This is a genomic window from Novosphingobium sp. BL-S-20 (assembly GCF_055521635.1).
In genome coordinates this window covers 633,858-647,262 of record NZ_CM145494.1, presented here as the reverse complement: position 1 = coordinate 647,262, position 13,405 = coordinate 633,858, and the positions used below count along the sequence as shown (strand labels likewise).

The window sequence follows — 13,405 nt, the reverse complement described above, 5'->3', positions numbered from 1 at the left end:
ATGACCTGCCTGAACTACCGCGCCGCCCTCGTCACCAGCAGCGCTCTCCTTTTTGCGGCGCCCGCTCTCGCCGACGAGAGCGACGCACCGACCACCTCGATTCCGACCGCGCCGATCATCGTCACCGGCCACGGCCTCGAATCCGGCCCGGCGACCCCGGCCTACGATGTCCAGACCATCGAGCGCGACGCGGTGATCGCCAGCGCCTCGGGCCGGATCGAGGACGTGCTGAATTCGGTGGCGGGCTTCTCGCAGTTCCGCCGCTCGGACAGCCGCTCGGCCAATCCTTCCTCGCAAGGCGCGACCCTGCGCGCGCTCGGCGGCAATGCGTCGAGCCGCACGCTGGTCCTGCTCGACGGGGTGCCGGTGGCGAACCCGTTCTTCGGCTATATCCCCTACAGCGCCATTGCGCCGGAGCGGCTCTCGTCGATCCGGGTGACGCGCGGCGGCGGTTCGGGCGCCTTCGGCTCGGGCGCGGTGGCGGGCACCATCGAGATGACCAGCGCCGGTCCCGACCAGATCGGCACGCTGCAAGGCAGCGCCCTCGTCAACGACCGCGGCGAGACCCAGACCTCGGCCACCATCGCGCCGAAACTGGGCGCGGGCTTCCTTGTCGCCAGCGTCCAGTGGGACCGGGGCGAAGGCTTCTGGACGACGCCCCGCGACCAGCGCGTCCCGGCTTCGGCCCGCGCCGCCTATGACAGCTGGTCGGCCTCGCTGCGCGCCGTCGCGCCGCTGAGCGGGGACGTGGAACTCCAGGCCTCCGCCCTCGCCTATGGCGACCAGCGCACCTTGCGCTTCAAGGGCGCCGATTCGACCTCGGAAGGCCAGCAGGCCTCGCTGCGAGTGGTCGGCCGGGGAGACTGGCAGTTCGACGTGCTCGGCTACGTGCAGGCACAGGACTTCTCGAACGTCGTCATCAGTTCGAGCACGTACAGGAAGACGCTCGACCAGCACCGCACGCCGACCACCGCGATCGGCGGCAAGGCCGAACTGCGCCCGCCGGTGGGCGAGAACCATGTCCTGCGCATCGGGACGGACTTGCGCCTGAGTGACGGACGCCTGCTGGAACTTTCCTACACCGGTCAGCAGGATGTCCGCCGCGCGGGCGGCAACCAGTCCGACCTCGGCTTCTATGCCGAGGACGACTGGACGCTGGGCGACCTCGTGCTCACCGCCGGTGGCCGCGCCGACCGCTGGACCATCCGCAACGGCTTCTATCGCTCGGTCAGCCCCGCCGGTGCCGTGCTCAAGGACGATGCCTATGCGAACCGCTCGGGCTGGATGGGCAACGGGCGTGCCGGTCTGGTCTGGCACGCCAGCAAGGCCGTGAGCCTGCGCGCCGCCGCCTATACCGGCATGCGCCTGCCGACGCTCAACGAACTCTACCGCCCCTTCGTGGTCTTCCCGATCACCACCGAGGCCAATCCGAACCTCAAGCCCGAACGCTTGCGCGGCTACGAGGCCGGGATCGACCTGCACCCGCTGGAAGCCCTGACCCTCTCGCTCACCGCCTTCGACAACAAGGTGAAGGATGCGGTCGCCAACGTGACCCTCAGCGACACTGTGCGCGAGCGGCAGAACGTGAAGGCCATCCGCTCGCGCGGGCTGGAGGCGGCCGCCGCACTCGACCTCGGCCAGGTCCGCTTCGACGGCTCGCTGGCCTGGACCGACGCCAAGGTCCGCGCCGACGATCCCGACCTCGACGGCCTTCGCCCCTCGCAGACGCCGAAGTTCGCCGCCAGCGGCACGGTCGCCTGGATTCCGGCGGAAGGCTGGCGCGTCGCGGCAACGCTGCGCCATGTCGGCGCCCAGTACGAGGACGATCTCCAGAAATACGTGCTGCCCGCCGCGACGACGCTCGACGGCTATGTGCAGGTTCCGGTGAGCGATGCCTTCTCGCTCGTCCTGCGCGCCGAGAACCTGACCGACGAGACCATCGTCACCCGCAACCAGAACGGCTCGATGGACCTCGGCACCCCGCGCACCTTCTGGGCCGGTATCCGCGTGGCGCTCCGCTGATGCACGATAGGCCGTGCAGCAGCACCGCCCCGTCGCACCCGTCGCTCTGGTGCGACGGGGCGCGGGCGCATAAGGAGGCGCGATGCCGCGCCTGACCGTCAACGATCATCCGGTCGAAATCGCCATGGACCCGCAAGTGCCCTTGCTCTGGGCCTTGCGCGACGGCGCGAATCTCACCGGAACCAAGTACGGCTGCGGCGTGGGCGATTGCGGCGTCTGCACGGTCCTCGTCGATGGAGCCGCCTTGCGCGCCTGCCTCGTCACGCTCGGCGAGTGCGAAGGCCGCTTCGTCACCACGATCGAAGGGCTTTCGGCAGACCGCTCGCACCCGATGCAGCAGGCCATGGTCGCCGAGCAGGCGATCCAGTGCGGCTTCTGCACGCCCGGCATCGTCATCGGCGGCGCCGCCCTGCTGGCGCGCAATGCGAATCCGAGCGAAGCGGAAATCCGCGAGGCGATCCCCAATCTCTGCCGCTGCGGGGTCTATCCGCGCCTGATCGCCGCCGTGCAGCGCGCAGGCCGGGTCCTGCGGCGCGAGGAAACCATCAGCGCCGCGCCCGCGCCGGGCATCGCCCCGCGCGACGCGGCGCGCAAGGTGCCAGCCCTGGCCCCTCTGAAAACGACATCACCCGATCAACAGGAGAAACGCCCGTGAAGGCGACCATCTGGCACAACCCGAAATGCGGCACTTCGCGCAAAACTCTCGCGATCCTGGAGGAAACGCCGGGCATCGAAGTCGAAGTGATCGAATATCTCAAGACCGCGCCCTCGGCCGAAAAGCTGGCCCAGCTCTACCGCGATGCCGGGATCACCCCCCAGCAGGGCCTGCGCCTGCGCGGCACCGACGCTACCGAACGCGGCCTCTCCGAAGCCGACGACGCCACGGTTCTGGCCGCCATGGCGGCCGAACCGGCGCTGATCGAACGCCCGCTGGTGGAGACCGAAAAAGGCGCGCGGCTGTGCCGTCCGCAGGAAAAGGTCCACGAGATTCTGTAACCTCCACGTAACATTGGCCGACGCTTGCTTGCAAAGTCGGCCCCGATCTGTCACCGAATCGCCCTTCGCCGGACGACAACAAACGCGAGAGCTTCCTCAAGCATGACCAGTACCGAGCTTGCCCGAGAGGCGCTGCCCCAGCGGATCAAGCGGAAGATCAAACACAGCCTTGGGCCCTGGGGCGTGTTCATCGAAGGCTTCCTGCGCAATCCCGTGATGGTCGGTTCGATCGTTCCGTCTTCACGCTTCACGATCAATCGCATGCTGGCCCCGGTGGACTGGGCCAACTGCAAGCTGTTCGTGGAGTATGGCCCCGGCGTCGGCACGTTCTGCCGCCCGGTGCTCGACCGTCTCGGTCGCGACGGACAGCTGATCGTAATCGACACCAATCCGCTGTTCATCGACTATCTGCGACGCACCATCACCGACAGCCGGTTCATCCCGGTGCTCGGCTCGGCGGCGGACGTCGAGGACATCGTGCGCGCGCACGGCCATGAAAAGGCGGACTACGTGCTGTCCGGCCTGCCGTTCTCGACCCTGCCCGAGGGCGTGGGTCCGGCGATCGCGTCTGCCACCTACCGCGTCATCCGCAAGGGCGGCGCCTTCCTGGTCTATCAGTTCACGCCCAAGGCGCGCGAATTCATGGCCCGCCACTTCAAGCGGATCGACAACGGCATGGAGCCGATCAACGTCCCGCCCTGCTTCCTGTTCTGGGGCTGGAAGGACGAAGATTAAGGCGGCAGCGCGCCAGCAGCGAGGTGGCCTGACTGATACCCCGCTTGAAATCTCTCTCGTCGCCCCCGCGAAGGCGGGGGCCCCGCTTTCCTTGCGGCGCGACGAGAGGCCCGAGAACAAGCGCCCCCCCCGCCTTCGCGGGGGCGACGTGGGATGGAAACCGTAGGTCCCGAGGCCTCGAAGCATTCCCGATATAAAAAGGCCGGTGCTCCTCGCACCGGCCTTTTTCGTTTTACTCGAAGGTCTGCGTCACCCGCTCCTCGCTCGGTCCGGCGAGCTGGCGGTGCACTTGCGCGATCACCGCGACGAAGTAGAGCGCCATGATCGTCGCCATGATCGATTCGACCACCGCCGCCGTGATCCGAACCGCTTCACCCGGCGCCAGCAGCGTGACCGGTAGCGTCAGGATATTGCCGAAGATCATCAGCACCACCATGGCAAGGCCCAGCAGGGCATAGAACCCGAGCAGGCGCGCGGTATTGCCCTTGGTGAGCGTCCACGACCGGCCTAGCGCCAGAATCGGGTTGAGCGTCTTCTCCACCGCAACGACCGGCGCCGTCACCGAAAACCGCACGAACACCGCAATCGCGAAAGCCAGCGCGATGGCGAAACCGATCACCGCGCCCACGCTCCCGCCGATGGCGCCGAGCAGACCGGCGATGACGAGGACCACCGCGCCCAGCCCCATGCCGAGCAGGATCTGCGCCACCAGATAGGGCACCAGCCCCTTCACGCCCGCGCGAATCGCCTCGCCCACGGTCGGGCGGCGGTCACTGTCGAGCAGGCAGAGCAGCGAAAGCGTGCCCAGCGCCTGAAGCAGTGCGAGCGGGATCATCACCGGCAGAATCGTGCCGTAATAGGCCTTCACCGCCGTCATGACCTGCGGCCCATCCGCCCCGTTGGCGATCTCGGGCTGCGGGAAGAAGATCGCGAAAGCGAGTTGCGGCAGCAGGAAGAACACGCCCGCCAGCGCCAGCACGACCTCCCGGTTGGCGGAAACCGCTTGGGATGCCTGGGTCCAGGCCCTGTTGCTGTCGAACTTCATAACTGCTCCTGATGCCGCCAGATGAGAGCCGGCCTTTCAAAGTGACTTGATAACCGCAGGGAATGACGCCACGCAACGCGGCATGACTTTTCCGTCCACGCTTCCGGCCACGCTTCCCCCCACGCTTCCGGGCGATATCGAACTGCGCGTGAGCGCCGAGCCCGTGCCCTACCGCGCCGCGCTTGAGGAAATGACCGAGCGCAATGCGCAGATCGCCGCCGGAGAGGCGCGCGAACTGATCTGGCTGCTCGAACATCCGCCGGTCTATACCGCCGGCACCAGCGCCGATCTCACCGAACTGCTCGACCCGCGCTTCGAAGTCGTCGAGGCCGGGCGCGGCGGGCGCTATACTTATCACGGCCCCGGCCAACGGGTCGCCTATGTCCTGCTGGACCTGAAAAAACGCGCCCGCGACGCGCGCGGCTTCGTCCACGGCCTCGAAGGCTGGGTGATCGAGACGCTGAAGGACTTCGGCGTGGAGAGCTTCCGCAGCGAAGGTCGCATCGGCATCTGGACCCAGGACATCGACGGGCGCGAGGCCAAGATCGGCGCGATCGGCGTGCGCATCCGCAAGTGGGTGACGATGCACGGCTTCGCGGTGAACATCCGCCCGGACCTTGCCCACTTCACCGGCATCGTGCCTTGCGGGATCGAGGAATTCGGCGTCACCAGCCTCTCGCGACTCGGGCAGGAAGTGGATTTCGCCACTTGGGACGAAGCGCTGATCGCCCGCGCGCCCACTTTCCTCGCCGCACTCGACCGCCCCTGCCCCCCGGAGACGCCCGCATGACCCTGCCCCGGAATCTGGCGCTGCTCCTTGCGGCCTCCGGCTGCCTCGCCCTCGGCGCCTGCAAGAAAGAGGAAAGCCCCTCCCAGCAGGCGGCAGCGGGTGCGAAGATTCTGCCGCGCTCGGTAGGCGACGACATGCTGCCTTATGACACTGTGCGCTCGCAGTCCCCGCTCGCAGCGCCCGAAGCCTCCGGTCCGGGTGGTAGCACGCCGCGCGCTACCGCCAGCGAGGCCGCTACCCCGGAAGACACTGCCGCCAATGCGGCTGCGGCCGCAGCCGCCGATGTGGAAGCCGCAGCCGCAGGGCCTGTTCAGTAAGGATCGAAAACGATCAGGCGCTCATTACAGCGCCTTTTCGTAGACGGCGTATTCGCGGTTCACCTTGCTGTCGATGGCGCCCGCGATGGCAACCATGCCCTGGTTATCATCGAGCACCCAGCCGATCTCGGCGCGCTTCGCCCCGAACTTGGCGGTGGCGGCGCGGCGGATGTACTCGATCATCATGAAAGCGAGCTGGCTGGCGAGTCGCGAGGACTGGAGCTTCTTGCGCACGCCCATCAGCGGCACGCGCATATCCGCCGGATTCGGCTTCCTCAGCCAGAGCAGCAGCCTGATCAGGCCGAAGATGCCCGGCTTGCCCTTGGGGCCGTTGAAGCGCTTCTGCGCCTGGTTGAGGTCCGGCCAGGTCATCATGAAGGCCACCGCCTCGCCTTCGTATTCGGCGATGCGGATGAGTTCGGGATGGACCAGCGGCTTCAGCGCCTTGCCGGTATATTCGATTTCCTTTTCGGTGAAGGGCACGAAGCCCCAGTTGTCCGACCAGGCGTCGTTGAGGATGTCGCAGATCAGCGCCGCTTCCTCGTCGAATCGCTTGGGATCGACCTCGCGAATGCGGATCTTGGCGTTCTTCTCGCCCGAAGCGACGATACGCTGGACCAGCGGCGGGAAGTTCTTCGTGACGTCGAGGTCGTACGTGTAGAGCGTCTTCACCCGCTCGTAACCGGCGCCCTCGATCCAGGGACGATAGGCCGAATCGTGATGCGCCATCATCACCATCGGCGCGTGATCGTGCCCAAGAACCTGCAGGCCCGGCTCTTCCCAGACGGAGAGGTTCATCGGCGCCAGAACGCGGGTCATGCCCTCTTCGCGCAGCCACTGCTCGGCGGCGGCGATCAGCGCGCGGGCGGCTTCCTCGTCCTCGGCCTCGATCGCGCCCCAGTTGCCGGTGCCCCGGCCCATGCCCTGCTCCGCAGGCTGTTTCAGCGCCAGTTCATCGATATGCGCCGATATGCGCCCGACGACTTCGCCGCCCCGCTTGGCGAGGAAAAGCTGCCCGTGGGCATGGTCCCAGAACGGATTCTTGCCCGGCGTGAACTTGGAGATTTCCTCCGAGCGCAGATTCGGCACCCAGTTTTGATCTGCCGCATTGTGGCGATAAGCGTAATCGACAAAGGCGATCCTGTCGGCCTTGCTGGAAACGGGTGTGATGACTAGTTCGGCTTTGGCCACGATCCTGCCTTTGTTCCGCCTTATGGGAATTGCTTGGATCGCGACCTGCGGTCGGTCCCGGCATGTTGTCAAGCGGGACCGACCGCAGGACCGCCCGCAAAACACGCACCGGGCCGTTTATGCCCGGAGACTTTGGACTAGAATTGTATGATTGCCCAGGAAGCCATCGATCTGTCGCCAGCGGCGCCGCGTGAAGCGGCCTCTCGCCCCCGTTCGTCGGAAATCCCCGACGACAAGGCGATGCTGCGCGCCGCCGTCGAACTGACCCGCGACATCGCGACTGCGCGCCCCGGAATCTACTGGCCCGACATGTTGGCCTCCGCCGCGGTCGGCTATGCCGCGCTGGCAGGGGCCATCCTGGTCGGCAATGCCTGGGCCGCCGTGGCGCTGGGCCTGCTCTCGGCGCTGGCGCTCTACCGCGCGCTGCTGTTCATCCACGAGCTGACCCATATCCACCGCGACGCCCTGCCCGGCTTCCGTTTCGCGTGGAACCTGCTGGTCGGCATTCCGATGCTGATCCCCTCGCTGATGTACGAGGGCGTGCACACGATCCACCACACCCGCACCCGCTACGGCACCGTGGAAGACCCGGAATACCTCCCGCTGGCGCTGATGAAGCCGTGGAGCCTGCCGGTCTTCGCGCTCACCGCGATCCTGCTGCCGGTGGCCCTGCTGATCCGCTCCGCCGTGCTGGTGCCGCTCGGTGCGGTGATTCCGCCGCTGCGCAAGCTCGTGTGGGAACGCGCCTCGGCGCTCGCCATCAACCCGCAGTTCGCCCGCCGTCCGCCCGAAGGCAAGTTCGCGCGCATGGTGTTCTGGCAGGAACTCGGCAGCTCGGTCTGGGCCATCGCCGTGCTCGCCGCGAGCTATGCCTATGGCTGGCGTCCGCTGCTGATCGCGCTCTGCGTGGTCTCGCTGACGGCCTTCCTCAACCAGGTCCGCACCCTCGTCGCCCATCTCTGGGAGAACGACGGCGACGCCATGACCGTCACCGCGCAGTACCTCGATTCGGTAAACGTACCGCCGCCGGCCAAGTTCTCGGAACTCTGGGCGCCGGTCGGCCTGCGCTATCACGCGCTGCACCACCTGCTGCCCTCGATGCCCTATCACTCGCTGGCGGAGGCCCACCGCCGCCTCGCCGCGCAGTTCGGCTCGGGTTCGACTTATTCGAAGGCGAACTATCCGGGGCTGATGCCGCTGCTTGGTCGTCTCGCGAAGAGCACGATGGGCGCGCGCTGAAAAAGCCGGACAGCCTGAAACGAAAAAGCCCCGCATGGATAGCGGGGCTTTTTTTGTGGGCCGCTTATTCTTCAGTGCGGATCAGCACCGTCTCGCCGATCAGGGCGAAGAGCACGAACGGCGCCCAGGCCGCGATCAGCGGCGGATAGCCACCGAAGTTCCCCATCGCCAGCGCCGCATTGTCGAGCACGAAGTAGGCGAAGCCCAGCGCCATGCCGATCACCGCGCGGATCAGCAATTGACCAGAGCGCGCCAGACCGAAAGCCGCAACGGCACCCAGCAGCGGCATCAACACCGAGGAAAACGGCCCCGAAAGCTTGTGCCACCAGGCCGCCTCCAGTTCGCTGGTCCGGCGCCCGGCCACTTTCATCGCCTCGATCGAGGAGGAAAGCTGGAACAGATCCTCCGAATCGGCATCGACCTTGGAGAGCGTGATCTTCTCCGGCGTGATGCCGGGGGCAAGGACCGTGGGGCCGAGCCTGGTCGCGGTGGTCGTCGCCACCACGAAACGGCTCGGGTTCTCGAAACGCCAGCCGGGATTGGCGAAAACCGCACGGTCGCTGCGATACTGCTCGACGATGATGTCGCTGGCATCGCGGCGATAGAAGGTCACCCCGTGCAGGACCATGCCGGTACCCTGCCCTTCGAGGCTGGATGCCATCAGCAGGTCCCGGCCGTCGGCCAGATAGAGGTTCGCCTTGACGCCGGGGTCCTTGGGAATCGGCCCGTAGTTCACCGATTGCCAGGCATTCAGCGTCGCGGTGGAACGGGTGACGACGCGCTCGTTGAAGGCCAGGCTGCCCGCCGAGATCACCAGCGCCGTCAGGATCAGCGGCGCCAGCACCTGGTGCGCCGAAAGCCCCGCCGCCTTCATCGAGATGACCTCGCTGTTCTGGTTCAGCGTGGCGAGCGTGATGATCGTCGCCAGCAGCACCGAATAGGGCAGGAACCGGGCGATCAGCTGCGGAACCCGCAACGAGACGTAATAGAGCAGCTGCTCCTGCCCGTTGCCGGGATAGGCGAGGATATCGCCGCTCTCGCCCAGCAGGTCGAGCATCTGGAGCACCAGCACCAGCATGAACAGCACTGCCAGGATGCGCGTCACGAAAACACGCGCAAGATACCAGGTCAGCGTACGCGAAGGGAAGAATTCCATCTGCATCTCAGGAAGCGTCCGCAGGTTCGGGCAGGATCGGGCCGCGCTTCGTGCGCTTCAGCAGGGACTTGAGCCGCTTGACGACGATCTCGGCGCCCTTTTCCAGCCAGCCGATCGCCTGCCCGCCCGGAACGTAGGCGACGCGCCAGTACATCCACAGGATCAGCGCGGCGAAGACGAAGAACGGCCCCCAGAGGCCGAGGATCGGGTTCATCTTGCCCAGCGAGGCGACATCGGCCGCATACTGGTTCACCTTGTGATAGGCGACGACCATGACGATCGAGACGAACAGGCCCAGCGCCGAAGTCGAACGCTTGGGGGGAATGGCCAGCGCCACCGCCAGCAGCGGCAGCAGCAGCATCATGATCACTTCGACCATGCGGTAATTGAAGTTGGCTTGGCTGGAAATCCGCTCTTCCTTGGGAAGGTCCTTGTCCCAGCCGAGGTGGGCGAGTTCGGGCAGCAGGTATTCGCGGTCCGAGCCGCCGCGCTTGCGGAATTTCTCGATCTGCGGCAGCTCGATCGGCAGGTCGTGGCGCGTGAAGGAGAGCACGCGCGGCTCCTTGCCGGGAATGTCCTGGATGATCTGGCCCTGGTCCAGACGCAGGATGATCGTGTCCGGAGCACCCTTCAACGCCAGGAACTGCCCTTGACGCGCAGAGATGGCGAGGACCTGCCCCTTCTTGTCTACAACGCGCGCGAAGATGCCGATCAGTCGGCGGCCATTGTCCCGGCTCTCGTCCACGCGCAGGGCGATACGGTCCTTGAGCGCATTGAACTCGCCGACCTTGATCGAGGCGCCGAGCGCGCCGGACTTCAGCTCGTAATTCAGCTCTTCGTAGTAATAGCGGGACAGCGGCTGGAGATAGCCGACGATCGCGAAATTCAGCGCCGCCAGCAGGAGCGCCAGGATGTAGGGCACGCGCAGCAGCCGGGTATAGCTCAGCCCCACCGCGCGCATCACGTCGAGTTCGCTGGAGGTCGCCAGTTTGCGGAAGGCGAGCAGGATGCCCAGCATCAGGCCCAGCGGAATCGCCAGGCTGGCATATTCCGGCAGCAGATTCGCCAGCATCTTGAAGACGACGCCGATCGGCCCGCCCTCGGTCGCCACGAAGTCGAACAGCCGCAGCATCTTGTCGAGCACGAGCAGGGACGCCGCGAGCAGGAAGATGCCGAGCATCGGCACCAGCACGAGGCGAAAGATATAGCGATCGATGGCGCTGAGAAATTTCACGCTGAAAGTTTCACCGGGGGTGTCGTCATAAAACCGTGCACCCCAAGCCCTTAACGGCTTGGCGGCTAGGGGCAAAGCGAATTGTCTCGGCAGATCGCCTCTTCCCGGCACCTCGCCCCCCTCAAAGCGACAGTCCGGAACGCGGATGCGCCGAAACGCGCCGGGCATGGCGACGGTCAGGCAGGCGAAGCCCGCGAGATAATGCGGCCGATTCACATCATGTCACAGTTACATGGGCCGTCCGGCGATTGCATTCGCGGTGCCGATCTCCGCATGGCCGCTTGCCCGGCGACCGGCCCGCCGCCGCCATCCAACCTTCCAAGAAGCCCCCGAACCTATCGTGCTCACAGAACAATCCGAAGCGCAGGCGTTGATCGCGGCCTGGCGCAACATTCTCGATCTCGACGATCCGGCGCTGGAGCGGGAACTGCTCGGCTTCGCGCAGCGCGCCCGAACCGCAACGCGCGGCCAGGCGCCCACTCTGGTCAGGGAAGCCGTGCTCGTTCTGAGCCGATGGGGCCGCGCGATCAGCGCCGACTGTTGGCAGGCGCGCAAGGAACGCGCCACTCGCCTGCTGGACGACGGCATCTGCGGTCGCGCGGTGGTGACGTTGCTGCCCGCCGGGATGGATTACGAAGTCGAAACGCTCAGCCCGCTGCATGACTGGGCCAGAATTTCGGTCCCGGAACTGGAAATCTCTGCGCAGGCGACCGCTCATTCGGTGGCCGCAGCGCTCCTGGCAGCGCTATTCCAGCTTGCCGCGCAAGTCTTGAGGCAGGCGGCGCAAGGCCTGGCCGAGGGCGCCGAGCAGCCGATTATCGGCGAGCAACAGACCGCCGATAGCTGAGAGACTCAGGCCTTCTCCAGCGTACACTGGAGCGGATGCTGGTTCTGCCGGGCGAAGTCCATCACCTGGTTCACCTTGGTTTCCGCGATTTCATAGGGGAATATCCCGCAGACGCCCACGCCCTTCTGGTGAACATGCAGCATCACCCGCGTCGCCTGCTCCATGTCCATATGGAAGAAGCGCTTGAGCACGATGACCACGAACTCCATCGGAGTGTAGTCGTCATTCAGCATCAGCACCTTGAACTGGCTTGGCTTTTTGGGCTTGGCGCGGGTCTTGGTCGCAACACCGAGCTGGTCGTCGCCATCGGTGCCATGATCGGAATCCCGCTCATCGGAGCCATGTTCGCCTGCCCCGCTGACGGACAAGGCTCCTTCTGCCTTGGCGCGAGCAGGCACGGGAAAGGACAGTCTGGAATCGGCAGCAAGAGATAGCATGATGGGAGAATATCGTATTGCGGCGCCCGGAAACAAGATGCGGTGCCGAATTTGCAGATCGGATCGGTTCCGATAACGACAGAACGGTCGGATGGGAACCCCATCCGACCGTTCGAATGTCTGGCGAGAAGTCGCTTGGCGCGGGCTCAGGCCGCGACCTGGCGAGCCTTCTCGACGGCAACGCTGACGCGGCCGGAAATAGGCGCGATCGTGTCGCTGAACAGCTTGAGAGCCGCTTCGCTGTTCTTCGAACCATAGGCGACGGCGCTGTCGAAGTTCTTGCGCAGGATGTCACCCTGAAGCTTGAAGAAGTCCGTCGGCGACTTGGCGGCAGCAAGTTCCTTGATGTCGCCGGTCAGGGTTTCGAAAGCGGTGCGGCCTTCGGCCACGAATTCCGAACCGAAGCCCTGGAGGCCTTCGGCAAGGATCTTGCCCGATTCGATAACGGCTTCAACGTTGCCCTTGGCGAAATCGCCGGCTTCGCCGAACGCGACCGAGCTCTTTTCGAAAGCGGCCTTGGCCTTGGCCTGGGCTTCGGTCACGGCATCCTGGAAACCGGCGAAGTTAGCGCTAATGTCCATCGTTTTTTCCTCAAGGATGAAGGGGGTAAACAGTCCTGCAAACGTAGTGGTCTTGGATTCGGCGGTCTTTGCCGCCTTGGTCGTTGCCGTGGACGCGCTTGCCGCTGCGACAGGTGCTGCCGCAGGCGCGAGCTTGTTCTTGGCAACTTTGGTCACCGGTGTTGCGACGACGGCAGTCTGTTTGACCGGAGTCTTTTTGACCGAAGTCTTCGCGACCGGCGTTTTTGCGACCGGGGGCTTCACGGCGGCAGCCTTCACGGGCTTGGCCGGAACTTTCTTTGCCTTGAGCGCCGGAGCGGCCTTGGCGGCGGGAGCCGGCTTCGGCGTCGCTGCGGCGGGCGCCTTGGCTGGAACCGTCTTCGCCGGAGCAGCCTTTACCGGAGCCGCCTTCGCCACCACCGGCTTTGCCGGCGCAGGCTTTTCTGGAGCCGGCTTGGCAGCCACGGGTTGGGGAAGGCCGGGGAGCGGCGTCGAGGAGGCTGCAGCAGGAGCTGGGGCCGACTTGGCCTCCGCCGGCTTCACGGCTTCCGCCTTGGCGGCAGGCGCCGACTGAGGGGAAGTCGATTTAGGCGGTGTAATCGGAGTCTTGGCCGCTGCGGCTTCGTAAGCCTTTTCAGCGAGCGCATCGTCTTTCGTCTCTTCCTGGCCGGCCATGTGACACTTCCTGCTTTTCTGCTGGCGATCTGGTCTCGGGCGGATCGCGGACGGGCAGCTGGAAGTGCGGATCGACATCCGCGTTCAGACCAACCTCTCCCGACTGCGATTCGGAAAATCTCTTTGCTGCGATGCACAATATGGCGGTGCAGAAGCGAAGT

The 13,405-nt window shown here is 65.7% G+C and carries 14 protein-coding genes; 8 read left to right on the top strand and 6 right to left on the bottom strand.

The window, feature by feature from the left end; translation table 11 throughout:
• From ACZ1II_RS10735 to ACZ1II_RS10720, 4 genes are all read left to right on the top strand, one after another.
• Entirely contained in the window at positions 1-2,022 is a 2,022-nt protein-coding gene (locus ACZ1II_RS10735; protein WP_465146422.1) for a TonB-dependent receptor, read from the top strand.
• 82 nt (positions 2,023-2,104) lie between these two features.
• Positions 2,105-2,677, top strand: a complete 573-nt coding sequence (locus tag ACZ1II_RS10730; RefSeq protein WP_465146421.1) for a (2Fe-2S)-binding protein — start codon at positions 2,105-2,107, stop codon at positions 2,675-2,677.
• Complete coding sequence (gene arsC, locus ACZ1II_RS10725) at positions 2,674-3,018, top strand: arsenate reductase (glutaredoxin) (protein ID WP_465146420.1); 345 nt, start codon at positions 2,674-2,676, stop codon at positions 3,016-3,018. Before ACZ1II_RS10730 ends, arsC begins: the two co-directional genes overlap by 4 nt.
• A 102-nt stretch (positions 3,019-3,120) precedes the next feature.
• Complete coding sequence (locus ACZ1II_RS10720; protein ID WP_465146419.1) at positions 3,121-3,753, top strand: class I SAM-dependent methyltransferase; 633 nt, start codon at positions 3,121-3,123, stop codon at positions 3,751-3,753.
• 232 nt (positions 3,754-3,985) lie between these two features.
• Here ACZ1II_RS10720 and ACZ1II_RS10715 read toward each other — a convergent pair whose 3' ends face one another.
• Entirely contained in the window at positions 3,986-4,798 is an 813-nt protein-coding gene (locus ACZ1II_RS10715; RefSeq protein ID WP_465146418.1) for a DUF7847 domain-containing protein, read from the bottom strand.
• Between the two features lie 82 nt (positions 4,799-4,880).
• On the opposite strand from ACZ1II_RS10715, the gene lipB reads away from it, so the two are divergent.
• Complete coding sequence (lipB, locus tag ACZ1II_RS10710) at positions 4,881-5,588, top strand: lipoyl(octanoyl) transferase LipB (RefSeq protein ID WP_465146417.1); 708 nt, start codon at positions 4,881-4,883, stop codon at positions 5,586-5,588.
• The gene (locus ACZ1II_RS10705) at positions 5,585-5,905 is read left to right on the top strand and encodes a hypothetical protein (protein WP_465146416.1); all 321 of its coding nucleotides are present in this window, start codon (positions 5,585-5,587) and stop codon (positions 5,903-5,905) included. The genes lipB and ACZ1II_RS10705 overlap by 4 nt, the downstream gene beginning before the upstream one ends.
• 24 nt (positions 5,906-5,929) lie before the next feature.
• Here the strand turns inward: ACZ1II_RS10705 and ACZ1II_RS10700 are convergent, their stop codons facing one another.
• Positions 5,930-7,096, bottom strand: a complete 1,167-nt coding sequence (locus ACZ1II_RS10700) for an N-acetyltransferase (RefSeq protein WP_465146415.1) — start codon at positions 7,094-7,096, stop codon at positions 5,930-5,932.
• Positions 7,097-7,243: 147 nt separating this feature from the next.
• Between ACZ1II_RS10700 and ACZ1II_RS10695 the strand changes: the two genes are divergently transcribed.
• A complete protein-coding gene (locus ACZ1II_RS10695) occupies positions 7,244-8,335 on the top strand; it encodes a fatty acid desaturase family protein (RefSeq protein ID WP_465146414.1) in 1,092 nt (363 codons plus the stop codon).
• Positions 8,336-8,399: 64 nt separating this feature from the next.
• Here the strand turns inward: ACZ1II_RS10695 and lptG are convergent, their stop codons facing one another.
• On the bottom strand, positions 8,400-9,497 hold the full coding sequence (gene lptG, locus ACZ1II_RS10690) for an LPS export ABC transporter permease LptG (RefSeq protein ID WP_465146413.1): 1,098 nt from the start codon (positions 9,495-9,497) through the stop codon (positions 8,400-8,402).
• Position 9,498: 1 nt separating this feature from the next.
• On the bottom strand, positions 9,499-10,725 hold the full coding sequence (lptF, locus tag ACZ1II_RS10685) for an LPS export ABC transporter permease LptF (RefSeq protein ID WP_465146412.1): 1,227 nt from the start codon (positions 10,723-10,725) through the stop codon (positions 9,499-9,501).
• A gap of 340 nt (positions 10,726-11,065) precedes the next feature.
• On the opposite strand from lptF, the gene ACZ1II_RS10680 reads away from it, so the two are divergent.
• The gene (locus tag ACZ1II_RS10680) at positions 11,066-11,572 is read left to right on the top strand and encodes a hypothetical protein (RefSeq protein ID WP_465146411.1); all 507 of its coding nucleotides are present in this window, start codon (positions 11,066-11,068) and stop codon (positions 11,570-11,572) included.
• A 5-nt stretch (positions 11,573-11,577) separates the two neighbouring features.
• On the opposite strand, the gene clpS is transcribed toward ACZ1II_RS10680, so the two are convergent.
• Both clpS and ACZ1II_RS10670 read right to left on the bottom strand, forming a co-directional pair.
• Entirely contained in the window at positions 11,578-12,009 is a 432-nt protein-coding gene (clpS, locus tag ACZ1II_RS10675) for an ATP-dependent Clp protease adapter ClpS (protein ID WP_465146410.1), read from the bottom strand.
• 146 nt (positions 12,010-12,155) lie between these two features.
• Positions 12,156-13,244 (bottom strand): phasin family protein, encoded by a 1,089-nt coding sequence (locus ACZ1II_RS10670; RefSeq protein WP_465146409.1) that lies wholly within the window; start codon positions 13,242-13,244, stop codon positions 12,156-12,158.
• Positions 13,245-13,405 lie beyond the last annotated feature (161 nt).